Annotated in this window: 27 protein-coding genes; 14 read left to right on the plus strand and 13 right to left on the minus strand. The window is 40.6% G+C overall.

Going from position 1 to position 26,003, the window contains the following annotated elements:
* Positions 1–11 precede the first annotated feature (11 nt).
* Together I2494_RS18450 and I2494_RS18455 are read left to right on the plus strand one after the other, a co-directional pair.
* Entirely contained in the window at positions 12–875 is an 864-nt protein-coding gene (locus I2494_RS18450; protein ID WP_218467489.1) for a YicC/YloC family endoribonuclease, read from the plus strand.
* Positions 876–1,068: 193 nt separating this feature from the next.
* Positions 1,069–2,004 (plus strand): LysR family transcriptional regulator, encoded by a 936-nt coding sequence (locus tag I2494_RS18455; RefSeq protein ID WP_218467490.1) that lies wholly within the window; start codon positions 1,069–1,071, stop codon positions 2,002–2,004.
* Positions 2,005–2,080: 76 nt separating this feature from the next.
* On the opposite strand, the gene dcuC is transcribed toward I2494_RS18455, so the two are convergent.
* On the minus strand, positions 2,081–3,568 hold the full coding sequence (dcuC, locus tag I2494_RS18460) for a C4-dicarboxylate transporter DcuC (RefSeq protein WP_228351014.1): 1,488 nt from the start codon (positions 3,566–3,568) through the stop codon (positions 2,081–2,083).
* A 263-nt stretch (positions 3,569–3,831) separates the two neighbouring features.
* On the opposite strand from dcuC, the gene I2494_RS18465 reads away from it, so the two are divergent.
* Positions 3,832–5,172 (plus strand): class-II fumarase/aspartase family protein, encoded by a 1,341-nt coding sequence (locus tag I2494_RS18465; RefSeq protein WP_218467492.1) that lies wholly within the window; start codon positions 3,832–3,834, stop codon positions 5,170–5,172.
* 505 nt (positions 5,173–5,677) lie between these two features.
* On the plus strand, positions 5,678–6,064 hold the full coding sequence (locus tag I2494_RS18470; protein WP_228351015.1) for a hypothetical protein: 387 nt from the start codon (positions 5,678–5,680) through the stop codon (positions 6,062–6,064).
* Between the two features lie 50 nt (positions 6,065–6,114).
* Here the strand turns inward: I2494_RS18470 and I2494_RS18475 are convergent, their stop codons facing one another.
* The gene (locus tag I2494_RS18475) at positions 6,115–6,306 is read right to left on the minus strand and encodes a toxin-antitoxin system HicB family antitoxin (protein WP_218467493.1); all 192 of its coding nucleotides are present in this window, start codon (positions 6,304–6,306) and stop codon (positions 6,115–6,117) included.
* Between the two features lie 257 nt (positions 6,307–6,563).
* Between I2494_RS18475 and I2494_RS18480 the strand changes: the two genes are divergently transcribed.
* From I2494_RS18480 to I2494_RS18500, 5 genes are all read left to right on the plus strand, one after another.
* Positions 6,564–6,746 (plus strand): hypothetical protein, encoded by a 183-nt coding sequence (locus I2494_RS18480; RefSeq protein WP_218467603.1) that lies wholly within the window; start codon positions 6,564–6,566, stop codon positions 6,744–6,746.
* Between the two features lie 93 nt (positions 6,747–6,839).
* Positions 6,840–7,022 carry a type II toxin-antitoxin system Phd/YefM family antitoxin gene (locus I2494_RS18485; protein WP_218467494.1) on the plus strand — a complete coding sequence of 61 codons (183 nt, stop codon included), beginning with the start codon at positions 6,840–6,842 and terminating at the stop codon, positions 7,020–7,022.
* Between the two features lie 142 nt (positions 7,023–7,164).
* Positions 7,165–7,851 carry a hypothetical protein gene (locus I2494_RS18490; protein WP_218467495.1) on the plus strand — a complete coding sequence of 229 codons (687 nt, stop codon included), beginning with the start codon at positions 7,165–7,167 and terminating at the stop codon, positions 7,849–7,851.
* Positions 7,852–7,878: 27 nt separating this feature from the next.
* Positions 7,879–8,466, plus strand: a complete 588-nt coding sequence (locus I2494_RS18495; protein WP_218467496.1) for a hypothetical protein — start codon at positions 7,879–7,881, stop codon at positions 8,464–8,466.
* A complete protein-coding gene (locus I2494_RS18500; protein WP_218467497.1) occupies positions 8,459–9,529 on the plus strand; it encodes a nucleotidyl transferase AbiEii/AbiGii toxin family protein in 1,071 nt (356 codons plus the stop codon). Before I2494_RS18495 ends, I2494_RS18500 begins: the two co-directional genes overlap by 8 nt.
* 301 nt (positions 9,530–9,830) lie before the next feature.
* Here I2494_RS18500 and idnD read toward each other — a convergent pair whose 3' ends face one another.
* Together idnD and I2494_RS18510 are read right to left on the minus strand one after the other, a co-directional pair.
* Entirely contained in the window at positions 9,831–10,883 is a 1,053-nt protein-coding gene (idnD, locus tag I2494_RS18505) for an L-idonate 5-dehydrogenase (protein ID WP_218467498.1), read from the minus strand.
* Between the two features lie 34 nt (positions 10,884–10,917).
* Positions 10,918–11,685, minus strand: a complete 768-nt coding sequence (locus I2494_RS18510) for an SDR family oxidoreductase (RefSeq protein WP_218467499.1) — start codon at positions 11,683–11,685, stop codon at positions 10,918–10,920.
* Positions 11,686–11,954: 269 nt separating this feature from the next.
* On the opposite strand from I2494_RS18510, the gene I2494_RS18515 reads away from it, so the two are divergent.
* The 3 genes from I2494_RS18515 (at position 11,955) to I2494_RS18525 (ending at position 15,528) form a co-directional block, all read left to right on the plus strand.
* On the plus strand, positions 11,955–12,653 hold the full coding sequence (locus tag I2494_RS18515; protein ID WP_218467500.1) for a FadR/GntR family transcriptional regulator: 699 nt from the start codon (positions 11,955–11,957) through the stop codon (positions 12,651–12,653).
* A 115-nt stretch (positions 12,654–12,768) separates the two neighbouring features.
* Complete coding sequence (locus I2494_RS18520; RefSeq protein WP_218467501.1) at positions 12,769–14,016, plus strand: enolase C-terminal domain-like protein; 1,248 nt, start codon at positions 12,769–12,771, stop codon at positions 14,014–14,016.
* Positions 14,017–14,199: 183 nt separating this feature from the next.
* A complete protein-coding gene (locus tag I2494_RS18525; RefSeq protein ID WP_218467502.1) occupies positions 14,200–15,528 on the plus strand; it encodes an MFS transporter in 1,329 nt (442 codons plus the stop codon).
* Positions 15,529–15,677: 149 nt separating this feature from the next.
* On the opposite strand, the gene I2494_RS18530 is transcribed toward I2494_RS18525, so the two are convergent.
* The 8 genes from I2494_RS18530 to I2494_RS18565 all read right to left on the minus strand — a co-directional run bounded on the left by I2494_RS18530 (position 15,678) and on the right by I2494_RS18565 (position 22,168).
* Positions 15,678–16,205 carry a hypothetical protein gene (locus tag I2494_RS18530; RefSeq protein WP_218467503.1) on the minus strand — a complete coding sequence of 176 codons (528 nt, stop codon included), beginning with the start codon at positions 16,203–16,205 and terminating at the stop codon, positions 15,678–15,680.
* A gap of 154 nt (positions 16,206–16,359) precedes the next feature.
* Entirely contained in the window at positions 16,360–16,521 is a 162-nt protein-coding gene (locus I2494_RS18535) for a DUF1328 domain-containing protein (protein WP_140920521.1), read from the minus strand.
* Positions 16,522–16,620: 99 nt separating this feature from the next.
* Positions 16,621–16,998 (minus strand): BON domain-containing protein, encoded by a 378-nt coding sequence (locus I2494_RS18540; RefSeq protein WP_218467504.1) that lies wholly within the window; start codon positions 16,996–16,998, stop codon positions 16,621–16,623.
* A gap of 322 nt (positions 16,999–17,320) precedes the next feature.
* Positions 17,321–18,190: a hypothetical protein gene (locus tag I2494_RS18545; protein ID WP_218467505.1), complete on the minus strand. Its 870-nt coding sequence runs from the start codon at positions 18,188–18,190 to the stop codon at positions 17,321–17,323.
* A 5-nt stretch (positions 18,191–18,195) separates the two neighbouring features.
* Positions 18,196–18,993 (minus strand): OmpA family protein, encoded by a 798-nt coding sequence (locus I2494_RS18550; protein WP_228351016.1) that lies wholly within the window; start codon positions 18,991–18,993, stop codon positions 18,196–18,198.
* 82 nt (positions 18,994–19,075) lie between these two features.
* Positions 19,076–20,107, minus strand: a complete 1,032-nt coding sequence (locus I2494_RS18555) for a YadA family autotransporter adhesin (protein WP_218467506.1) — start codon at positions 20,105–20,107, stop codon at positions 19,076–19,078.
* Complete coding sequence (locus I2494_RS18560; protein ID WP_218467507.1) at positions 20,098–21,492, minus strand: hypothetical protein; 1,395 nt, start codon at positions 21,490–21,492, stop codon at positions 20,098–20,100. Before I2494_RS18560 ends, I2494_RS18555 begins: the two co-directional genes overlap by 10 nt.
* 265 nt (positions 21,493–21,757) lie before the next feature.
* Positions 21,758–22,168 (minus strand): winged helix-turn-helix domain-containing protein, encoded by a 411-nt coding sequence (locus I2494_RS18565; protein ID WP_228351017.1) that lies wholly within the window; start codon positions 22,166–22,168, stop codon positions 21,758–21,760.
* Positions 22,169–22,959: 791 nt separating this feature from the next.
* Between I2494_RS18565 and I2494_RS18570 the strand changes: the two genes are divergently transcribed.
* The gene (locus I2494_RS18570; protein ID WP_218467508.1) at positions 22,960–23,691 is read left to right on the plus strand and encodes a winged helix-turn-helix domain-containing protein; all 732 of its coding nucleotides are present in this window, start codon (positions 22,960–22,962) and stop codon (positions 23,689–23,691) included.
* Positions 23,681–24,145 (plus strand): hypothetical protein, encoded by a 465-nt coding sequence (locus tag I2494_RS18575; protein ID WP_218467509.1) that lies wholly within the window; start codon positions 23,681–23,683, stop codon positions 24,143–24,145. Before I2494_RS18570 ends, I2494_RS18575 begins: the two co-directional genes overlap by 11 nt.
* An 84-nt stretch (positions 24,146–24,229) precedes the next feature.
* On the opposite strand, the gene I2494_RS18580 is transcribed toward I2494_RS18575, so the two are convergent.
* Positions 24,230–26,003 (minus strand): FKBP-type peptidyl-prolyl cis-trans isomerase N-terminal domain-containing protein (locus I2494_RS18580; RefSeq protein ID WP_228351018.1); only part of this gene is annotated, 1,774 nt, incomplete at its 5' end.

Below are 26,003 nucleotides of genomic sequence, written 5' to 3' on the forward strand. Positions count from 1 at the left end.
GGTACCTGATTATGATCCGCAGTATGACCGCTTATGCACGCCATGAAACCAAAGGGGAATGGGGTAGCGCAACCTGGGAACTCCGTTCCGTTAACCAGCGTTATTTAGAAACTTACATCCGCCTGCCGGAACAATTCCGCAGTCTGGAGCCGGTAATTCGTGAGCGCTTACGTACGCGTCTGACCCGTGGAAAAATCGAGTGTAACCTGCGATTTGAAATTGATCCTTCCGCCCAAACCGAGATGATGCTGAATAAAGAACTGGCACAACAGCTGGTTCAGGCCGCCAACTGGGTGAAGATGCAGAGCGATGAAGGTGAGATTAATCCGGTCGATATTCTGCGCTGGCCAGGGGTTATGTCGGCCAAAAGTCAGGATCTGGATGCGATCAGTACTGAACTGATGGAATCGCTGGAAATCGCCATTAACGAATTTATTGATGCCCGCGAGCGGGAAGGCGCTTCGCTGAAGACCCTGATTGAACAGCGTCTGGAAGGGGTAAGTGCAGAAGTAGTGAAAGTCCGCGCCCGTATGCCGGAAGTTCTGGTTTGGCAGCGTGAAAGACTGCTCAGCAAACTGGAAGAAGCCCAGGTACAGTTAGACAATAACCGTCTGGAGCAAGAGTTAGTGATGCTGGCACAACGCACCGACGTCGCCGAAGAGCTGGATCGCCTTGATGCTCATGTGAAAGAAACTTATACCATTCTGAAAAAACCGGAAGCCGTTGGCCGCCGTTTAGACTTTATGATGCAGGAGTTTAACCGCGAGTCGAATACGCTGGCGTCGAAGTCGATTAATTCAGAAGTGACGGCATCAGCGATTGAGTTGAAGGTGTTGATTGAGCAGATGCGGGAGCAGATTCAGAATATTGAGTAGGTTTTATATTAACTCACAAGACCCCATAACTAAGTCCGTACAAATACGGGCTTAGTTAATCTTTTAAAATTCAATATAATGCCAACACAATGCCTGTAAAGTATTACTGGCAAATTTGAAAAATATCTCAGATATAAACATGAGAAAATCACTTTGTGTTCTATCCATTGTGTAAAAGGGTAAGGTTAAGGAAATGGTGAAGAAATCCTCTTGGTCTGGTGGTTGGGCTACATTAAGAGATTTAGAAATAATAAAAACAGTCATTGAAGTTAGAACTGCGACCTTAGCCGCAGAACTTCTGGGGATTTCTCAACCAGCCATAAGCCGAACATTAAGTCTCATTGAATCAAGATCCGGATGTGTTCTGTTTAAAAGGGAGAAAGGTAAGCTAATCCCAAATTCAGATGCGTTATCACTCTATGAAGAGATCGTTAAAATTTCAGACTCTTTTGAGAGGCTAACAAATTTTGAGTGGAATAAAGAAGAAAAGAAATCGCTGAATATCATTTCTACCCCAACAATTGCCTATTGCTTCCTCATTCCTTTAACTGCTGAATATATAAAAGAAAATCCAGATGTAAATATCAAAATTGATATTGTCACCGCATCAAAATTATTAAGCAATTTAAATGAAGGCAGAGCAGACATCGCACTTGGTGATTCCTCTCTTAATACGGCAAGTTTCAACGTTAGCGCTTTTCCGTTAAGAAGAACAAGGATTGTCTGTGCGATGAATCGATTGAATGAATTGGCAAGTAAAGATGTCATTACTCCAGAAGATCTTAATCAAAAGAGAATGGTCGTTTTCACTAAAAGAAATATCTCAAGAACCAAACTTGATCGAGTATTAGATAAATCAGGTGTGTCGTATAACGTTATTGCTGAAGTTTCTGATGCATACTCAGCGTTAGACTTTGTCAGGGCTAATACCGGTGTTTGTTTAATGCCATATTTTCCTGTATCAACGCTTAACGACCCCCAAATTATCTTCAAAGACTTTATGCCAGAAGTATTAAATGATTCGTCATTTTTTACCATTTCAAATTTAAACTCACCACACATACAGCGCTATCTTGAATATATTCATCAAAAACAACCGGCGCCCGATAGAAACTCTGAACCACTTTAATATATAGCTTAAGGTTGCGGTGTGATTAGAAATAATCGTATCGCAACCTTAAATTTTTTAGTCTGCCAATACTGATTCACACAACCAAAAAATGAGTAAGTATTAGCATTAGAATATATGCACTTCCAAGCTGTAGCGCATTTCTCTTAATAATATCAAATGGCGTCAATCCAACTAATCCTGCCACAGCAATGGTTACCCCAGCTATGGGAGAAAAACTCCGTCCTAAACTTCCAGAAAAATGCATCGGAATAAGAACTTTGTATACAGATACACCCGCACCTTTAGCAACTTCGGCAGCTAATGGGGCAAACGCATTAAAGGTTGAACCGGTACCGAGTACAATAGAGCTAAAGAACACTAAGATACTAAAAGAAAGGACAACAAGAATATGTGTATGGGTTCCGGAAGGAATAAAACTAAACAACGTATCAATGAATCCTATTTTTATCATTCCCTGAGCAAGAACTTGAGCACAAAGTAAAATTGAAACAATCATAATAAAAGATTGTCCCATTTGATCAAAAAGACCCGCTATTTTATCGGCTGCACTTTTTATATTTAACGTACGAATAAAGTCACAGATGAAAGCGATGAAAAATGAAATAAACATTGCAGTAATGACATCCATTTTAAATCTGATGCTTTCCGGAAGCCATTCTTCAACCAAACTGGAAAATATAAATAGCAAAATCATCGGGACAATTGGAAGTAAAGCAAACAGATAAGGCACTTTTTCTTCCGAAGGTATTTGCTGATGGGCTAATAAACTATCGTCTTCTGATGTTACGGCTTCTTTTTTATCCCAGTAGGCCTGGACGAACATATGCATAACACCGATGAATATAAAGAGGATCCATACAACGGGCACTTGTTTTTCAATAAAAAAACTAAATAAATCATAGTCCGTTATTTCTGATATCAAAATACTGCCTGTGGCAGAAGGACCATAATCAATACAAACTCCTGATGCGATAACAGCAGCTACAGACGCCTTACTACACCCAATAGAACGCAAGATAGGATACAACGTCGACATCATCAAAAGAGCTAAACCTGACGGACTTGAAATGAATAATGCCAAAAGTTGCATGACGATATAACACACACCGAGAAGCATATACCTTGATTTTAGTTTCCCCAGCGGCTTCACACAGATCTCAACCAGCTTCCCGGATGCACCTATATCATTCATATAGCGCGAGAAACCGGCAATAACCATAATAATCAGGCCCAGACTGGCAATATTCTTACTAAAAATACTTTTTATTTCGACAAATACATCAATAACTTTCGAACCAGAGCTCGTGCTCGTTATTGCTGCTTCCGGAAAAATAAATGCAGCGATCAATAAAAGTATACATCCGCCAACTAATACCAGCGCTTGTGCATATATCTTCCTCATTATTCCCATACCAATCAATACGATAATAGTAAATGATACGGAAAGAATAAATGCCTTTTGACCGAAGCAAAAATACATAAAAGCTAAAATAGTAGGGATGCTGATTATCCATATAAACAAGGATTTTTTGATTTTTTTCATATCAGTAGACTCAGTCATTTTATATCTCACAAAGAGTTAATCATAATTATGTGAAAGAGTAAGTGTCATAATCTGACGTTCACAACCGATGCAAATTTAGTTATATGAGCATAACCATTTAATTATCGAACAAAGCACGACGCTCGTCATATTTTCAATAAAAACCATTTTTCACATAAAAAACAATCAAATGATCATTTTATTTTTTATGTGATTTAAATCACTTTATAAATGAACGCTTATATTAATATAACCAAAATCAAAAAAAGAGGTGATATGCTATGGCTAGCGTAGGAATGTTTGACTCATGTATTACTGGACATTGGTTCAATCAAAAAGCGAAAGATATCTGGTCTGATTCAAGCACAATACAAAGTTGGCTCGACGTAGAAGCGGCATTAGCATTAGCCCAGGCTGAGTTGGGAATGATTCCAAAATCAGCTGCAGACATCATTGCAGAAAAGGCTGACGTTAATTTGTTAGATGCAGATAAAATCTCTGCTGGCATCAAAGAAACCATGCATCCTTTTGTTCCTGTATTACGCCAATATGAAGCCGTTTGTGGTTCAGAGGCAGCGTCATATATTCATTGGGGCGCAACAACTCAAAATATTTTCGATACCGGCGCGGTATTACAATTAAGAAAGACACATAACATTATTATTTCAGATCTCGATAATGTTCTGGCTGCGATGGCAAAGCTGGCTGCTGAAACAAAAAATATCCCTCAGGCTGGCAGAACCCATGGTCAACATGCATTACCTATTACCTTCGGTTTCAAAGTGGCCGGCTGGCGCGCTGAAATCCGTCGCCATAAGTCACGTTTAATGCATGCCGCTGAAGACGCATTCGTTGTAAGCATGGGGGGAGCTGTTGGTACATTCTCTGCAATAGGTGGAAATGGCCGAAATGTACAAAATAAAATGGCAGAATTACTTAACCTTAGATCCGCACCTATTCCAATCAGAGCATGTTGTGATTCATTAACCGCCTACATCAACGTTTTTGGTTTACTGGCCGCAACGGTAGAAAAAATCAGCCAGGAAGTCATATTTTTACAACGAACTGAAATTGCTGAAGTTGAAGAGAGTTTCCATCATGGCAAAGTAGGCAGTTCTACTATGTCACAAAAGAGAAACCCTCAGCATGCCCAAAATTTGGTTGGCGTATCACAACTACTACGCTCAAGAATAATGTTAGCTAATCAGTCGATGATAAGGATGAACGAAGGTGATGCTGCAGAAAGTAATATTCTTGATGTGTCGTTGCCAGAAGTCTCTATTTTTGCTGTATCTCTTGTTGATGGGTTGAATAAGTTAATCACCGGTTTGAATGTCTACTCTGACAATATGAAAAGGAATCTGGATTTATCGGGTGGCTTAATTCTTTCTGAAGCGGTGATGATGCAACTAGCCGAATGTATTGGACGCCCTGCTGCACATCATATTCTGTATGAAGCGGCAATGAATTCTATTGAGAAAAAACTCACCTTTGCAGAGTCAATTCATCAGGAACTGAAGAAAGCGAATGTTCCGGATACGTTGGATATTGATAAAATATTAGATCCTGCACATTACCTTGGTGAATCAATCGAGTGTGTTGATGATGAGTTAAAAAAATGAGGTGCTAACACTTAGCTCAAATAATAACGCTGACCGCCGTCACTCTACTTTATATATTGCAGAGTGGTATCTAGAAAACTGATTCATTAAGTCCGCATAATTGCGGACTTTCTCATTGATTATGACAAAGTTAACCATCGATTTTCGGAACTGAATAGCATTCATAATGTAGCGTATGCTATCAATAGCCTCCAGATTTAATGCATGGAGATCTCCTCAGGGAACATAATCAGTATGTCAGAAGATCTCTAAAAATGAATGGGTCTTTTGTGTGGGATACTGACAGCCATACTTAAACATCCTCAAATTTCATGATTGTACTTTTATATTAAGATACTTATTCAACCCTAAAAATCATATTTACTAATTTAATCACATCAAAAAATGATTAAATCAATAATTGTGATTTTCATCGTATTTTTTCATATATTTCAATAATAGAATATGAAAGTCATAAAATCATATTAATTATAACGCTAGCTATTTAACTGGATGAGATAAAACAATGGGATTACATAATTTTATTAGTGATATTAAAAGTAAATTCCCTGTCAATACTGTTATGAAAAATCCAAAGAAAGGAACATCCACAATAATTAACTATAACGACAAAAAAATAACATATGTTCGTGGGAAATCTAAAATGATGGTTTCATTTAGTGATTTATATGAAACATATAGTCATTTTAGAGGAATGAGCGTTTCTTCTTCAGATTTAAGAAAATTTAAACCATCTGTATTTAATTCTAATGCACGACCCGCGGGGCATTCCTGTAATTGTACGTTTCTCTTTCTAATTCTTGAAAATATGAATATGTCTACAAACATCGTAGGAAAGGGTACTTGCGGTAATCCATATTCAGTTACAATATATAAAAATATTAAATCATAATTTCTATATTCACTAATAATTAGAAACTAACATACAATAAATTAATAACCTTACCCCTTTGGCACAACTCCCCTTCTCCGCAATTCCTCCCTCGCTAATTCCTTAAACCAATTCCCAAGACTAACCCCATCCTTTGCCGCCTCAACATTCAATTGCTCCCTAAATTCCTGAGGAATACGAATTTGGAACGTCGGAGATTTACCGTCACGATTAAAATTTTTATCACGTTTTACAATTGACATGTACGTACCTACAGGAATAGGATTGGTGGAATCAGGTACGTACATTAACATACCGTATTCTGAAATGACAACGCCCCGAAGTGCTACCAACACGTTCAAGGCGTCTAACCAACACGTTAAAGAGGTTAACGATATGGCTACCCATCAGCATACCCAAACTCACCCAAAATTTACATTTCTAATTAACTCGAACAAGCAACAACGAGCCAGCTACTCTATCCCATCATTCAGCTCACATCAGTCGCAGGGAGGCAATCATGCTTAATCTGCTAAACCAAACCCCACTACTGCCAGAAGAGCTGGCCGAACAATGTTTCGCCTTAGCCTATACCATCTCAAGTATGGAACAACCTGAGTTGAAAGAATCTTTATTATTTATACTGCAGGAAAAGCAGGCCGCTTTACTTTCTCTGCTTGAACCTGCAACCACTGGTGAATAAGCAGATAATACTCAAACGATACTGAAAAATATCTCTGATTTAGAACATACAACCTAAGTGTACATTCCACATGTACACTTAAGGAAAACCAATATGCATTCATATACCTTAGCTCAAGCCAAAACTAATTTTTCCACAATACTCGATATCGCCATCAATGGTAATTCTGTTGAAATCACCCGTAGAGGCAAAGCAACAGTAGTGATAATAAGTAAAGCTGAATTCGAGGCATATCAGAACGTTAAACAAAATACAGAGACTGATCTGACTAAATAGAATCATAACCATACATGGAAAACTTGATAGCTCTCCATGTTGAACCGCTCCAAATTTAGTACAATCACCTGACGATAAAATCTGGCCATTTCCTTAAAGCCACCAAAATAGCCAAATCGCTCTCAGGAAGAGAAAAACCAACATGGACATGACCAACATCGCCTGCACCGAAAAATACCAAACCCAGCGAAAAGAACAGGAAACTATTTTCACCGCAGCCAATTTTCAGGACAGCGAAGTCATTCAATTGAGCCCGGAATATCGAATTGAAAAGAATACTTATGCCCAACACAATACTTCAGCTACTGAAAATACCCTATTAAACAGTAAAAACGACATTATTTACCGCTACCGGAACCTCGATGACAGCGGGGATTTTTGCAAGTTAATCACTCACTCAAATGGAAATCTCTATCTCGTCTTCCGGATAGAACTTTATGGATATAGCGTTTTTAATATCACAGAAAATAAAGCGTTCCACTATATTCCTGAAGAAAATGAAACCTTCATCTGGACAGATATTCTCTATAACCCACTGAATAATATTCTTGTAGTATCGGGATGCTTCTGGGCCTGCCCTTTCGGTATTCACATTTTGAATTTTAGTGAGCCAATGATTGAAACAACATGGGTCGATATTCATAAGGAATTAGAAGATGGCTACGACAAATATGATGATATCGATTTTGCCCGCTGGGAAAATGACAACTTAATATTGAAAGCCAGTGAGATATATCAATGCGGTGAAACCAGTAAAAGCCGGAACATCGAAATATCAATATCTAAACGGCAATATAGAATGTGGTTAGATGGAATAACTGACCAGTAAAGGCAGATACCAAGGACTGATAATAATATGTTACATGCTCATTTAACCACCCAATATTTAAATAATGATGAGTTAGCTGATTTTACTCGCGTTTGTCGAATACTTAACTGCAAGCCATTGCTTATTGAACTAGCTCGCGGCGAGCACCAACAACAAGCAATGGCAACTGCTTATATTGATGAAGTAACTCAGGCCCACAAAATAGCCAGGAGCTTTAATGAATCTGGTTATGCTATTCAACGTATTAAAATAGAAGCTTCCTTGAAAGAACATACTCGTTACCCAAAAGCTCTCTATTATGAATGGCACGGAAAACTGATAGCTGAGCCATCTCCATCTCTATTAACACTATGTTTAGAGCATGGAGCGCATTTATCCCGCAATGCTTTACAATACCAACCGAATAAACGTTTTATCACATTACGCCAAACAGCCAGCAGTACAGTCGAACTCAATCATTCACTATTTAACCAGCAAATTCAGACGTTAGTATCTGCATTACAACAGGGTGGCTGGCCTATTATTCAGCATCTGTATGAAATATGCTTATATGATAGTAATGAAAAGCTGGATGCAGGCTGGCTCTCCGACATTGAAGGACCAATATATGACTAAGATTACTCCGGCAGATATAGATGATTATTCAGTAAAACACGGTATCCATCGCCATAGTGTTCTTGAACTTTTTGCTTTTGAAGCGTTTGCTCGTCGGGCTGCTCAAGTTAATCAACCATTCATGCTCAAAGGCAGTTTGATAACCCGGCAATATCTGGGGCCGCAGGAACTGGAATCATCCCAACGACAGGTTGCCGATCTGGACTGGGTGTATATAGTTCCTGTAGATACGAATAATGTTAACCACATTAGAGTAACGCTGGATAACTGGCTGCTGGCTGTAACAGAAACTCATATTGATGATGGCGTTCGATTTCGTAGCTTCTCTGAAAACAGATTTTGGCGCATGATCGATTATGCAATGGATGATGATTTTCCCACAGTAAACACCGACTTATTAATGTGGATTGGTGATGAAGAATTTGAGTTTTCTCTTGATGTTAGCCTGAATTTGAAAATTGATCCTCCCCCAGTGCCTTTGTTATATAAACCAATTTCAGGTGAACCTTTTCACTTATCTTATACCGTGCCGTTATCCCTTCAAATCGCATGGAAACTGCACCAAACTATTGTTCGTCCACGTTTTAAAGACTTACTCAACCTGATTTGGCTACTGAGAAACAATCAAATCGATATTGCCGCAGTTTGGCGTGCATTATGCGATGAATGCCAACATGATAAGGCTGATATTAATCTGCTAAAACTTTTACTTGATGTAGACGATCCTAAAACCCCGGGATTAAGCCGTCATCCATTGTACACAAGAAAAACAAAAGGCTATCGCGGAGCACTTATCAATCCTGATTCATTGGATGAAGCATGGCAATCTTGGCGACATTCCAACGTTGGGGGTTACAGAAATAATTTAGCCAGTGCACAGACGATGGTTCATCACGTTGATCTTCTGCCAGATAATGTTTATGACGTTTTGAAAGACATAGTCCATGAGTTACACCAATCAGGCCTGGCGTCACTGATTGCAGCAATTGGAGTACCGCGTGTTGATAAATCCTGGAGAAACATCTGCAGCAGAATATTTAAGAATAATACTACATCATCTTAGTTCTTAAAGGTGGTTTCAGAATTTCTTAAATCATTCCGAACAAGCCGGGAAGAGATAAAAACTAAAAACTTCATTCAGTCCAGAGAAGTTTCCTTATGGTATTTTCAGTAAAAGAGAGCGGAAAACTGTCACTACCTTTCTGATAAAAATCCTGTATCAGACAGAAACCTTCTCTGGTTAAATTTTTTAACTACTCGACAATATCTATATTAACTTTTCAATTCATTGTATTAATTGTTTTCTTCGCCACAATAATAAATCTGCGAGATTACGCCTAACCCCGCAGATTTAATGGAACGGCTTATTCAAAAAAAGTCACTAATACTTTTGAAGAGATATTTTTATCCGTTGCAGTAATTAATGCCTGCTCGACATTCTGGTAAGGAAATTCATTCGAAATAAGAGGACGTGGATTAATTATCCCTTTTTCAAGCCATTTAACCGCGGTCGAAAACTCATTAATAAATCGGAAGGATCCCTTCCAGTTAATTTCTTTAGCTAACATCTGCGCCACAGGATACTCAACAGGGCTGGCGCCCATACCAACTTGCACTACGCTGCCATTAGCCCGCGTGACCAATACGGTTGAAGCAATCGCTGATGACGCACCGCACGCTTCGAAAGTGACATCAAAATAGCCCTTATTTTTGGAGAACTCCTCAAAAATGGCTTTATCTGTCGGGCTAACAGCGCGATCGGCTCCCATCTGTAATGCAATTTTTTGGCAGCGTTCACTAATGTCAGAGGCAACAACTTCTACTGCACCAGCCGCTTTTGCGGCGGCGATAATTAATCCGCCAATTGGCCCTGCTCCCATCACTAATACTTTTTTACCAACCAGATTACCGGCAATGTTTATGGCATGAATTGCCACTGCTGTAGGTTCAGAGAATGCCATCACTTGTGCTGGAATACTTTCGTCATAAGGAAAGCACTGCTGTTCTGAAACAACAACATACTCAGAGAATCCACCATGAACATGAGGATTAAACTGCGCACTTCCCATAAAACGCATATTAGGACATTGGTTCTGCTTGCCTTCCAGACAAAACTCGCACTGATTACAAGGCTGTGATGGATTGACTGCAACCTTCTGCCCTACCTTCAAGTTTGAATTTTTTGGCGCTTTATGAATTTTACCGGCAAATTCATGACCGATAACCATAGGATGTTTTAATACTGACAGCCCTGCATGACCTTCCTGATAATAGTGGATGTCTGAACCACAAATACCACCCGCCTCAACTTTGACGACAACTTGCTCGTCCGTATATTCTAAAACTCGCTCATCAATACGAATGTCTTTCTTCGCGTGGGCAAAACATGCTTTACATGACAATTGATTGCTGCTCATGTCGTACTCCTGGCCACATATACCTGAAAATAGATTACAAAACGGCTAACCAACCACCATCAACATAAATTACCTGACCATTGATATAGTCAGAGGCTTGGGAGGAGAGAAAAATAGCGGTACCAATTAACTCTTCAGGCTTACCCCAACGCTTAGCCGGATTGCTATTTTTTACCCAGGTATCAAACTCTTTGTTTTGAATTAATGCTTCATTCATATCAGTCAAAATATAACCGGGTCCAATCGCATTCGCTTGAATGTTAAACTCACCCCATTCCGCTGACATAGCTCTGGTCAGCATTTTAATGCCGCCTTTTGCGGCAGTATAAGGTGCCACTGTCGGTCTTGCCTGTTCGCTGGTTAGCGAGCAAATATTAATAAACTTACCGCCGCTCTTACGCTTTACCATCCGGTTAGCGGCTTCCCGTGAAACTAAATAGGTGCCGGTTAAGTGAATATCAATCACCCTTTGCCAGTCTTTAAGCTGTAATTCTAATAATGGCTGACGGTGCTGAATACCTGCGTTATTAATAACAATGTCAATCTCAATGCCTTCCTTGTCCATTTGATTAAAAGCATCAACTATCTGCTCTTCTTTAGAGACATCGATAACATAGCCTCTCGCCTGATAGCCCTTAGCTTTTAATTTATCGACCGCTTCTTGCAATGTTTCTTCTCTGATATCACTCAGTACAATCGACGCTCCCGCAGAAGCTAATCCTTCAGCATAAGAGAAACCCAATCCACGAGCAGAGCCCGTAATCAGGGCGGTTTTACCTGTCAGATCAAATAATTTATTCATATCGTTACCTTGTTCATTGTATAATGACGACCGTATTGTGCGAATGGATACGTCATACAATATGTTGTATGACAACATACAATTGCGATATACAATGCAGAGGTGAAATAAAAAAGACAATCAGCAAAAGAATTATTTGTGATCTATCTTGCAAATTACACTGATAATCTTTTTAAAATGAAGAGGTGACTTCCAGCTCTATTGGACTGATAAACAAGATAATTTATTGAATCCAATAATATATTTATGCGGTTAGGAAAACGACTATTATGAATATTGAATCTATCCCTAAAAATAACATTGCCGATGCGGTTTATAAGCAAATGTTAAATAAAATTTTGGACGGAAGCTGGAAAGAGAACGAGCGTTTACCCTCTGAATTTGAACTCTCTACAATGTTTAACGTTAGCCGAACAAGCACCAGAAGCGCAGTACAGAAGCTACGTGATCGGGGAATCATTTACACCAAACATGGTAAAGGTTCATTCGTATCGGCTGATATTGATAAAGAGAGAATATCTAATTCTCAAAAGCCGATAATGCATCTAAGCCAGGAAGAGTTCATGGATATGATGGTCTTTCGGCAAACCGTTGAATTTAAGTGCATAGAGCTGGCTGCAGAGAATGCTAACGAAGAGGATATTAAAGCGATTGAAGATGCTTTAAATCGCATGTTGGTCAATAAAAATGATTATAAGAAATACTCCCAGGCCGATCTGGACTTTCACATCGCAGTAATCAAAGCCTCCCACAATAAAATATTTATTCATATTATCAATGATATAAAAAACGTTTACTACTTCTACCTGGAAGAATTAAACCGTGTCTTAGGCATTACGCTTGAAAGTATTGAAGCACACATAAAAGTGTTTATGGCGATCAAAGAACACGATGTTGATACGGCTAAAACATCATTAAATGACGCCATGAAAAACAATATTGAAGCGATCAATAAAGTCGTTCCATAACATTATTTCAAAATAACAGACTTGCTTTATTCATTAAATCAGTGTTATTTTCATTTTGCGAATAGGTACGATGTCATACAACAAGTGAAGTGAAGTGATATTTCTGGAGTTCTTAATGATTAAAGTAACTAATGTTAAAACGATTTTAACAGCTCCCGGTGGTATTGATCTTGTTGTAGTAAAAGTAGAAACCAATCAGGACGGACTATACGGCTTAGGCTGCGCAACGTTTACCCAACGTATATTTGCAGTTGAAGCGGCCATTAATGATTACATGAAGCCATTTCTGATTGGCAAGGATCCGCGTCGTATCGAAGACATTTGGCAGTCCGCCGTGGTAAGTGGCTATTGGCGCAATGGCCCCGTTATGAATAACGCTGTTTCTGCCATTGATATGGCGCTTTGGGATATCAAAGGGAAAATGGCCAACATGCCGGTTTACGAATTGTTGGGTGGAAAATGCCGCGATGGTATTCCTTTATATCGCCACTGTGATGGTGGTGATGCCGTGGCCGCTGAAGACAATATTCGTGCAGCAATGGAAGAAGGCTATCAGCACGTACGCTGCCAGATGGGTATGTATGGCGGTGCCGGAACAGAAGATTTAAAGCTGATCGCAACTCAACTTGATAAAGCGCGAGATTTAAACCCTAAACGTTCCCCCAGAACTAAAACAGCTGGAATTTATTTCGATCCGGAAGCCTATGCCCGCAGTATTCCCAAGTTTTTCGATCACTTACGCAACAAGATTGGCTTTAACGTTGAGTTTATTCATGATGTTCATGAGCGAATTCAACCTGTTGCTGCGATGCAAATGGCTAAAGACCTCGAAGAGTACCGGTTGTTCTATTTAGAAGATCCGGTAGCGCCTGAGAACGTTGATTTCCTGAAAGTTATGCGTCAGCAGACATCAACACCAATTGCAATAGGTGAACTCTTTGTTCATGTTGCAGAATATAAGCACCTGATCACAAATCATCTGATTGATTTTATTCGCTGTCATATCAGTATGATAGGCGGAATTACCCCTGCCAAAAAGTTAGCCACCCTGTGTGAATATCACGGCGTGCGCACAGCATGGCATGGTCCTGGTGATATATCCCCCGTTGGTGTTGTCGCTAACATGCATATTGATATGAGCACCACTAATTTTGGTATTCAAGAATATACGCCAATGAATGAGGCATTAAGAGACGTTTTCCCTGGCTGTCCTGAGATCGATCGGGGTTATGCATATCTTAATGATAAACCTGGACTTGGCATCGATATTGATGAAGAAAAGGCAAAAAAATACCCCGTTGAAGGTGGTTTACCCTCCTGGACTAATGCGCGCTTGCCTGATGGCACGGCAGCACGCCCGTAGGAAGGTCTAATTACATAATATGACGGAGTGGTTAGTTTATTGCCTTCTTCTTACAAATATCCATTGATTAAGAAAATGGTTTCGTAAATTCGATTGAATATACAACCATTAATAAACTAACCCTTTGACTAACCAATATTTTGGGTTCCATGAACTTAAATAGAATAATTAATGGTGGAAAATATGAGTCAAACAGAAAATGGAGTTGAAAGAAATACCAGTGACTTAATTAGAGCTGCAATGTCCGGTTGGCTAGGCACTGCATTAGAATTTATGGATTTCCAATTATACTCTTTAGGAGCCGCATTAGTATTTCATCACATTTTCTTTCCAGAACAATCGGCCGCCATGGCGTTAATATTAGCCATGGGTACTTATGGTGCAGGCTATGTTGCCCGTATCGTTGGTGCATTTATTTTTGGCCGAATGGGAGACAGAATTGGCAGAAAGCAGGTCTTGTTTATTACCATCACCATGATGGGGCTATGCACTACATTAATCGGCGTCCTTCCCACTTATGCTCAGGTAGGTATTCTTGCACCTATCTTGCTGGTTGCTCTTCGAATTGTTCAGGGCTTAGGTGCTGGTGCTGAAATATCAGGTGCCAGAACCATGCTGGCAGAATATGCTCCCAAAGGTAAAAAGGGCATTATCGCCTCTTTAGTTGCACTGGGAACCAACTGCGGCACATTAAGTGCAACGGCTATTTGGGCCATCATTTTCTTCGCGGTAGATAATGAAACTTTATTGGCCTGGGCCTGGCGGATTCCTTTCTTAGCCAGTGCGGTAGTCATGATATTTGCCATTTGGTTACGTTTAAATCTTAAAGAGAGCCCGGTTTTTGAAAATGCGAATGATGATGAAAAACCTGCCAGTAAAACGTCATTTATCGATATCGCTAAAGGAAAATCATTTTGGTTAGCCATGGGGTTACGCTTTGGTCAGGCAGGTAATTCAGGTCTGATTCAAACGTTTTTAGCCGGTTACATGGTACAAACTTTATTATTCAATAAAGCAATTCCAACAGACGCCATGCTGATTAGCTCCGCAATTGGTTTTATTACTATTCCATTTGCCGGCTGGCTATCCGACAAATGGGGAAGACGACCGGTTTACCTGGTCTTGAATACGGCATCGATATTTTTAGCCTTCCCGATGATTTCCATCATTGTTGATAAAAGCTATAACCCCGGCACAATCATGCTGTGCATCATCATTATTCATAATGTTGCCGTATTAGGTCAGGCAGCTATTGAAGCGATTTCAATGGCAGAAATGTTTGGTTCACGCGATCGGTTTACTCAAATGGCAGTAGCCAATGAGATTGGTGGGTTACTCGCCGTTGGATTAGGGCCACTCATTGCCGGAATACTCTGTAATTGGACTGATTCATGGTGGCCAATTGCCATTATGATCGTGTGCTATTCAGTCGTTGGATTATTCTCTGCTATCTGCATGCCAGAAATAAGAGATCGGGATTTAAGCGACCCCAGAAATGCTACAGACGTTTAAATTAGCCTGATAATTTATCTCTGTTTGTTTGAATAAAAAAATCCTACCGTTTGATTTATCAGAATTGTAGGATTTTTTATTTACTCATATTTGTCTTCTGCAAAAATTACACATGCGGATGATATCAATATGATTTTGCTTTAGTTTTATTACTCATTTTCCTTTAACCCCTGCCAGAGACTTAGCGGAATCCCTTTAAGCACATGTCGTTCAAACAACCGCTGCTCAATCTGCTTAACGTCCCGATCGTCAGCCTGATAAATGACCCTATTATTGTTCAGAGACAATCCAAATCCCGTCCCTTCAGGCATCACCAAAGTATGTCCATGCACCCGACTTAAGGCCAGATAAACCGTACCTTTTGCATCACCCTGCTCATGAAGTTTCACATCTTCGGCGTAAAAGTGACATTCATTGCCCCAGTAACGATTAACCTTCAACAAATAGCGCCCATTGGGGATGGCTAAGCCATAAGAGTGAGTGATATCGAAGTAATCCACATAAACTTGCCCTTCGGCGTCAAATTCAGGATGAATACTACCTTTCACTACCGCAATAATCTCCTGGCTGCCAATAGGATGACTCAGCATGTTAGCTAAATCTGGTGAGGTATCATCGCAGTTAGCCCATGTGCCAGAGCAGGCAAATATTAATAATAGGAATAACCCTCTTTTCATTACGACTCCCTTCGAACTTCTACCGATAATACGAAAAAAACACAGGCTACCCTAATCACCCCATTAAACCAAAGCTCAATAAAACAAAAAGCCCGCATTTCTGCCGACTTTTTCGCTATCAATATTCACTTATGAATCTGATATTCAATGGCCATCAGGGCCGTTTTCGCCCGGTAAACAGGCTAACAATAAACAGAATAATCCCGACAACAAATACGATTTTCGCTGCTGAGGCGGCAGTACCCGCCAGGGTGCCAAAACCTAATGCGGCAGCAATCAGCGCGATCACCAAAAAGATAATTCCCCAACGAAACATAACCAACTCCTTACTCATTAATTGAAATGAAATTAGATAAACTATTAGTCAGGGGGAAACACTATGACTCTCTTGTTTAATTAACCAAGAGCCGTTCAATCAGGGTTTAATCACCAGATCGTTTTTAACGCTGGTAACACCTTCGACTTTACCAACCAACTGAACCACTTGCTCAGCCTGTGCTTTGCTGGCGACATTACCGGTCAGATAGACCATGCTGTTAATAGTTTCTACGGAGATTTCGGTACTTTTAATATCTTTAGCATCCAGTAATGCCGTTTTTACTTTTGCAGTGATAGCACTGTCATCCATATACAGATCGGCTTTTTTAGCTGAGTGCTCAATTTTATCACCTGCATCACTGGCTGCTGATTTAGCTTTATCTACAACGCTTTCTTCAGCAAATACGCTACCGCTTAATAACACTGTACCTAAAACGGCTGCTGTCATGACTTTCACTAATTGAGTATTCTTCATTACGCTTTCCTTCTGGTTGACAAAATATTTAACCCTATAGCTAACACTATATTAATAAGTATAGACCATTAGGGAAAAGTATGATGAATTCATATTAAATCAGATTAAATAGCTGAAAATAAGCGAATTAAACAGACAAATACTGAGGTGTCCAGAAGAAAGTTCGAAGATTCGAATAACCATACTTTCGTTCACAATCCTGGGATATGAGAATCTAAAAATATTACAAATATTGAAAGGTGCCCGACCTCCAAATTATCAACATCGTATTGCATGATGCTGACATGACGGGAAAAGCAATCAGTACCATAGGAACGGTATCCTATTTGTTGGCTTTTCTTGATGCCTTAGGTTTATTGGCTACTGGTGAATCAATAATTTTCACCGGAATAAAATACTCTTTGCCCAATATTTTTCCTTCGCCAAGCCAGACAACACCTTTAGATTTAAATTTAATACTTTGAGGTGTTATTTCAAGTTCCCGACTTTCATTATCAGAAATTGATGTTGATGATGCAGTAACGGCAACAGGTGTATATATCGCTTTATCATTGCTATACAATTTTTGAATCAGTTTCAGATATTCTGGCGCATAGTTATAGACCGAACTTGCAACACTTTGTTGATAATCAGAAAAACTCAACTCACTATTATTCGGTAAGTTAGCAGCAACCACCGCATATAAATTAGCGGTTGCCTGAGCAAGCGCCATCCTCACCTTCATCTCTTTGGCAAAACGCTGTTGGTTTAGCGTTAACTCAATCTTACCGGACTCCGCCTTGCTCTTATCAAACAGCGCAGAGTTATCATTCTCGCGAAATAAAGACGTTGCAACATAGGCTGCACAAGTAGAAGCCTGATCGGCCTTATCCCCATTGATTAATAATGACGACATGCTGCCTTTCGCCGGAATACTTTGCACGTCAATATGATTGTTCTGAAGAACTTCATTAGCCTGTTGCTGATTTTTATCGCCGCGTGCTAAATCACAGATTAACTGCAATACAAAGTCATTACGCTTTCCGCTGCCCGGTGTGCTCATCCCAACCAATGTATCACTGATTAAGTTATAAGCCGGAACTTCGATAGATTTAACGCGTAAATCAGCCACAGAACAAAATGCCTGATGGCTGAACAGAAATAAAAGACCGCCAACAGCGGTCTTTTGTAGATTAAATTTTATATTAATCATTACTCTTACTTAGACTGTTGATTAACAACATCAACCGACATGCGACGATTCGGTGCCAGACACGAGATCACCACAGCAGATTGATTACCCGGGCAAGAAACACGCGGCTCACTGTCTCCTTTACCCTGAACGGCAATAATTGAAGCCGGAATACCATTTTTAACCATTTCACGTTTAACAGACTCCGCGCGAGCCAGTGAAAGACGCTGGTTATAAGCGTTGCCACCAAAACGATCGGTATGTCCTGTCACAATTATACGTCTATTTTCTAAACCCGCATTTTTTAGCCCCGCAGAAAACGCGTTAATGCTCTCAATACCTTTCATTGACATGGCCGATTGATCGAAGGCAAACAAACCTTCCACACTCAAATCATGATGAACTACAACTGGCTTGGTCGATAGCTGTTCAAGGCAATTTTCCGGCAGGAAGTAAAAGCTTTGTGCCTTCATATTGGAATCAAATAAGACCTTATACTGACAGGTCAAAATGGTGTTATCCGCTTTAGTAAAGTGGAAAATATAATCCCACTCTTTAACTTTCAGCACGCCCTCATCAAAGTGTGGCACACCAATCAGTTCATATAACTGCGTTTTTGTCATACCCGGTTTAATCTGCTTAAGATTATCCAGATTAACAAAGCTCCCCTCTTCACGAACGGCACTCGTGACACCGGGAAATACAGGGGAGGTGGTTTTCCCTTGTGAATCTACATCGCTAATGGAACGAGTACAGGCCGAGAGTAATAAAAAACAACCTAATACCATAGCCAGACGCACTGGTTTGGAATGAACAATCATCATCTTTCTCACTATAAAAATCGGTTATTGAGTCCCCGGCATCCGCCGGGGACAGATTTCAATACAAATCAGGTTTAATACATGGTTACCACTGGTAGCCAATACCTACCGTGCCGCCCAAATCACCTTGTGAGTTAGTGCTGCCAGAAAGTTTGGTCACCCATTTACCGTTATCGGAAATCATAGAAACACCTAACGCAACCGCTGACTGGTTCTGATAAGTTGAACCCGCCATGCCAACCATGCTGGCTCCCGGCTGATAGGCCTGTGGTAAACCTGACATCGCCATTGCGCCGGCAATACCTGCGCTCAGCTTGTCACCCTGATCTTCCACCATATTTTTCAGTGAATTAAACTTGTTATCCGTGTACTGATTGGCTGAACTGACACCGCTTTTCAGTTGGTTTACGTTAACCGCATCAGTACCCTGAGTACCGGCTGCCAGATTGGTTATCTGGCGCTCTGCTCCGACTGAACCAACGGATACCGTATTGTCGCGATCGGCAATGGAGTCAGCCCCTAACGCTACGGCATTGTTACCCGTTGCTCTGGCTCGGGTTCCCATAGCCAGACTGTTATCACCACTGGCTACTGCACCCGCACCTCCGGCCGCTGCGTCCTTACCGGTAACCGATGGTTTCGGTAATTTGCTGGTATTATTCACCTGGAACATACCATCAGTACCATTAGAAATATTGGTTACCTGCTCAGACACGGTTTTTAACTGCGAGTAGTTAACGGCGTCGCCATCCTGAGTTCCTGCCGCTAGGTTAGTGATGGTAGTTGGGCCACCACCAAGTACGACTTTATTGTAGTTGGTGGTTCCGTCGCCGTTTCTCTCATATTTCACGGCGGCATCACCAAGGTCGCTGATACCCGTTTGGATATTATTGATAGCCACCACTGTAGCGTACAGTTGAGAGCCGTTAACCGCATCAGTACTGGTTGATGACAGTTCGCCAGCGGCAACGTTAGTAATAGTGCGTTCATCACCCACATCACCAACACTTACCGTACCAACCGGTGCAGTACCGGCAAAGTTATACTCATTGCCCTGAATAACAACACTGCTGGTTCCCGTTGCAGCTTTGGTTTTCGCACCATCACCTAACGCCACGCTACGCTACGCTCGGTATCAGCCTCTGCACCTTTACCAATAGCAATAGAACTTAATGCACTGGCAGAAGAGTCCTGGCCAATGGCCACACTGGATTCTCCGGTTGAAGTCGCGTTATAGCCCACAGCGGTACTGGCCTTCCCTTTAGCAAACGCATCTGATTCAGGTAAACCGGTGGCATTAGTACGAACATAACGAACACCGCTACCATTGTTAGTGGTGTACGTCACTGAGGTATCACCGGCAACGTTGTATAACTGGCTACCGTTAATCGCTTCTGTGCTGGTCGCCGAAACTTCACCTACCGCCAGATTACTTATTACCGTGCCATTATCGCCGGCCAGTGTCGCTTTGCTATAATCCACTTCATCAGGCTGAACGATTCCATCACCGTTTTTATCAACCCAATTATATTTCAGCGCGCGTTCATCAGTGCCGCTTGCCATATTAGAGACGGCTTTTAACTGGGCAACATTTACTGCATCATCATCCATTGCACCGGCTGAGACACCGGTAATACGACGTCCACCAATGTTTACTTCACTGGTGGCTGTTCCGCCAACCAGATAAGCTGCATTGTTGAGAGTGGAACCGTTGGCAACAGAACCGGCGCCCAAAGCGATGCTATTATCATGGCTTGCCACAGCACCCATACCAATGGCTACTGAATCTTTACCAGTGGCGGATGAATCTGCACCAGTAGAGTTAGCATGGAAATACTTGGTACCAGAGTTATAAATGTTGTTAACGGTGTCATTGGTTTCGGTCAGCTGTGAGAAGTTCACCGCATCGCTTGGTGCCGTACCATCTGCCACGTTAGTGATCTTAGTGCCGCCGGTGTGGGTACTGTTATCGTAAACATCACCATCGCCGGAGTAGAGACGGACAATCGCTTGCTGAGTTGGAGAACTCATGCGCATGCCGGATGCCATATTATTAAGTTTCTTTTTAAGTGCAGAATTCTCGCCGGTATACATACGAGCAGTAAGCCAGAGCTGCCATAGATGGGCATAATCACTTACGCGGGTATCACGACTTAGCGCTAATCCATCAAATTCTTTCAGGGAAGCATTGAATTGCTCAATAGCGGCCAAATTAATAGCCGACGGTACCGAAATTTGTTCATCCAAATCGGTACCTTTTAACGCGTCATACAACTTACGCGCTTCAATGTGACGACCGGCTAAATCACTGCCTACTGCCTGCTGAAACATCAATCCACGATCCATCGAGCTTTTTTGAACTGCGGATTGTTGTATCTTGTCAGGCTGTTCAGTAGCAGCAAAAGCAGTTCCCGTTGTTATGACTAACAGTCCCGTTATTAACGTTTTTAATAAAATACGTAAAAATGTTAATGGGTTAACCAATAAAATAATATTTTTCATATTACAGATACTCAGTTTAAATAATGCAAAGGCTATGACTAAAAGTAATTAACTTAGCCGTTTGGTTATAAATAATTTTCATCACAAAATTTTACAATTCAAAGAGTTTAGAAATATAATTAGCGAAAATTAAAATACTATAAAAACCTATTTTTATAATATATCCTTTATTTACAAGACAATTTATTATCATGTAATCAAATTTATTTTTTAAACTAAAATAAAATGCAAAATTAAATAGTGTAAAATATGTGTGTAAATTAATTCATAATATTTCACTGGCTCTATAATAGAGAGGGATTATTTCTTTAAAACCTATAATATACCCGCTACCTTTTATCGTTTTAATGAACTCATCAGGTAATCCTAACGTTTGTAGCTTCTTGTTAAGTCCGGTTAAAACCTGCCATAAACGCTGGGGTGACGGGCTCAACTTATTATCTTCCCAAATTTTTTTCAGTAATTCTTCTTTCGTCACTCGATTCTCACGACCATACCTCAGCATATAAACAAATAGCTGCAGCATTGTGTCGCTAAAAAATAATGTGCCAAAAATTAAATGTTTTTCTGTACCATTTGAAGAAAATCGATAAAGTTGTCCACTATTTATTTCAAAATGAATATCGTTACCAATTAAAAAACCATAAAGTTGATAATCCATATCTACTCTATCCATCCATGCCATCCATATCTGCTACTTACATTGCCGGAAATATCTCTTCAGCAAACACATTCTTTGTGTGTGGCGATTATATAAGGCTTTTACGCTAATTCAATATAATCACTGACATTTAGATAAAGAGATAATTTAACAAAAAATAGTATATCTAATTAGCAAAAACCAGATACTCAACATAAAACGCTAACTAATTACATCGATAATTATTTTTCACTGACATTCGTTATGTTAGAAAACTCAAATTAATATTTTTTTATATCGAACATAATAAGTAGATTCCACTATAAATAAAATTAACTTCTTGTTTTCTATAGCGCTTGTAGATGCAAGTTATGTAGAAATAATATCATCAACAAAGAAAATAAATTTACTTGTTAAATATCATTAAGTTAACCAACATCCACCTTTAGTGGCTTCAATCGCTATAATCAGAGCTACCAACACAATGAATCTATGGGATAAACCATAGCGCTTTACATTCAAAAAAGAGAGTGATGTTATCTGATTTATGTTTATTTATATTTATCTGACTGTTTTTTATTGAATTTATTTAGATAACACCAGGTTAATAATAACAAAAAGCAATAACCATTTGATTTATAAAAATAAAATATCTTATTAAGATTTATGTTACTCAGGATTATTAAATATTTATACAAGAAATCATCGTCTATACTTACCGAAAGCCACACCATAATTTACTGAAAATGAACAAAATATATCTTATCAACGAAGTCGTATGCTTTAATCCTGAGAAGCATATGCTGTCGGCTTACAAGCGGCCCGGGGTGGAAATTAATCTTCACATACCTGCCAGTCAGTGCCTGCAGCAATTACTATTACATAACGGTCAAACGCTTAGTCAGCAGTTTCTGTTTGAACAAGTTTGGGGAAAAAATGGAATTTATGTCTCCTCCAACACCCTTTATCAAAATATTGCATTAATAAGAAAAGCGATAAAATCTGCCGGATTGACCGAAGATATCATTAAAACGTTGCCTAAAGCTGGCTTTAAATGCATTGCTGACGTAAGAGAAATTCAGGACACTCCTGTACCGTCAATATCACCAACAGTCTCTGTTGATAATAGTAAAACGGAAAACACCACATCCACCAACCCAATAGAAATAGAAACAGCAGCGCCCCTCAGCAATTTTCAAAGTAAGGGCAACGCGTTTAAATGGATTTATCTGCTCGCCGCAATCATTTTTATTTTTTCATCCGGATGGGTATATATGACCCACTATCAGGGTAGCAATACTTTTAAAGAGTATCACTCCGCAGGAAAGGTAAACGGGTGTGAACTGTTTTCTTCTTATTATGACTCACAAAAAAGCGCCGTCATATTTACCGATCTAATGAAAAGAAAACCGTTCAATTGCTCTCCCGGAAGTAGCGCCTACATGAGTGTTAACCGTGTATATGGGCATTCATCGATTGTTGTATGCGATAAATCAATCGATAGCGCCAATGTACGCTGTGAATCTTATGTCTATATTGAGGCAGTCAATGAACAATAAAAAAGCAGTTATCAGAATTGTGTTGATATTTACCCTTGCCTTTAGCCCCCTGTTTTTGGCGGGTTATCTATCCTGGAAGAGTAACCATTTTGCTTGTGAAAGCGAGATTACCGTAATCAGCAACAAAGGCAGCTATGATGCCATCATGCTCTTTACTTTTAATGGGGGGGAAGGATGGTACTCCAGCGTTGGGGATTTACAGGAGGCAGGTCAACCGACTAAAAAAACCAGTCATGAAATGCGCTTTCGCTATGTGCTGGATAATAAAGATATCGTGATGATTTCAGAGCAAACCGATGCCAACCCTGGTCGACTGGATAAGTTAAGCTATCTGGTTCCTGATTTCTTTCGGATTCAGGGACGGGGAATCAGTATTCATCTGCTCCATCAGAATGTATCAAGCTATATATTCACACAAGACAATATGCCGCTGTTCTATTGTGCACAAACCTAGCCTGAAGAATAACCATTAAAAACGGGGTGGAAATTACTCTCCACCCCGTTTTTGCATTTCCCTATAAATTCGCTCTATTCCGTCTTACTTAGGTGAAGTAACGCCCACAATCCGAATGTTATAGATAATAGTAGATCCCGGTGGAATTAGCGGGGCCAGTCCCCGATCGCCATAGGCTAACTCTGGCGGTACCACAAGGGTCATACTACCATGGTCACGCAATCGGGCCAGCGCGGCTTTGAATACCGGCGGATATTTAGACAACGGCTGCGTTACATAGCGACGTTGAACGTCCATATCTTCGATAACGGTACCATCAACCAGACTCTCTTTTACTGCGATCATGATATTGGCATTATCAGGGATCTTATTATCCCCACCGTATTCAATACGGTAATGGAAGCCCGCAGGATCTTTATTCACCTGAGGTTTTGCAGCAAACTCTTTCTGATACTGTTTTCCGCTTTTTTCTGCCTCTTGCTTTTTCGCCAACATATTACGGCGAATGGTATCACTGACTTTATTCAAACTATCCATCAGAACACCACGGTCTACCTGTAGCTGCTGTTTAACTGTATCGACCAAACCCAGCAACGCCCAGTTAGTATTAACACTCAACCCCAGCTCCGCGTTTTCTGTTAATGAATCCTGAACTTTATCCCCCAATTGCATGCCCAAAGCATAAGCAATCAGTTCATCTTCTTTCTTAGGAATAGTTGGTTTATCACCCGGGGCTTTTGCTTCAACGGATTCAGATGCTGAAACCGTTTGTTTTCCCTGCAATGCTTTCAGTTGTGTCTGGGCTGCCTTTAATTCATTTTCTAACTCTGTCACCTGTTTATTGGCGACCTCACCTGGTTTACCCACTGCGCCACTGACTGATGGTGGTTGAGCAATAAGTTGTTTATTAAACACCGCTAACAGCTCTTGTCCGGCAATTTGCTGTTTAACCAACGCATCCGCACGATTCTTCTGTTGTTCATGCTGTGACTTTTCTTCTGCTAACTGGGCTTTTAATGCTTCAATCTCCTTAAGGGGCTGAGTTGCTGCCAGTTGCTGTTTAGATTGCTCTTCGGTATTTAGCGCTGGCGTAACCTTCGCTTCTGCCAACTGTTTTTCCAGAACAGAAATCTTCTGCTGTTGTTCAGCGGTTAATACCTGCTGTTTCGCTAACTCTCCTGCGCTGGTTTGTAGTTTTTCGCGCTGGGCTTTCTCTTCGGCCAGCTGTTTTTCCAGATCGGTGATTTGCTTCAGCTGTCCGGCAAATGCCAGTTGCTGTTTTTTCTGCTCTTCACTGCTATTACCTTGCAGTATTTCCCGCTGAGCTTTCTCTCCTGTCAGTTGCTTTTCTAATGCAGCAATTTGTGCCAGTTGAGTAACAGAAACAGTCTGTTGTTTCTTCTGCTCTTCTGTACTGCTATTTTGCAACTTCTCACGCTGTATTTTCTCTTCCGCCAGTTGCTTTTCCAGCGTTGCAATTTGATTTACCTGCGCGACTGATGCGGTTTGCTGCTTTTTCAGCTCTTCGGCGCTGATGCCCTGCTGTTTGTCATGCTGGGCTTTGGATTCTGCCAGCTGTTTTTCCAGCGCGGCTATCTGCTTCGCCTGAGCCGCTGCCGCGGTTTGCTGCTTTTTCAGCTCTTCGGTGCTGCTGCCCTGCTGTTTGTCATGCTGGGCTTTGGATTCTGCCAGCTGTTTTTCCAGTGCGGCTATCTGCTTCACCTGAGCCGCTGCGGCGGTTTGCTGCTTTTTCAGCTCTTCGGCGCTGATGCCCTGCTGTTTGTCATGCTGGGCTTTGGATTCTGCCAGCTGTTTTTCCAGCGCGGCTATCTGCTTCGCCTGAGCCGCTGCCGCGGTT

The sequence above is a fragment of the Limnobaculum allomyrinae genome (assembly GCF_016649425.1).
Taxonomy (GTDB): Bacteria; Pseudomonadota; Gammaproteobacteria; order Enterobacterales; family Enterobacteriaceae; genus Limnobaculum; species Limnobaculum allomyrinae.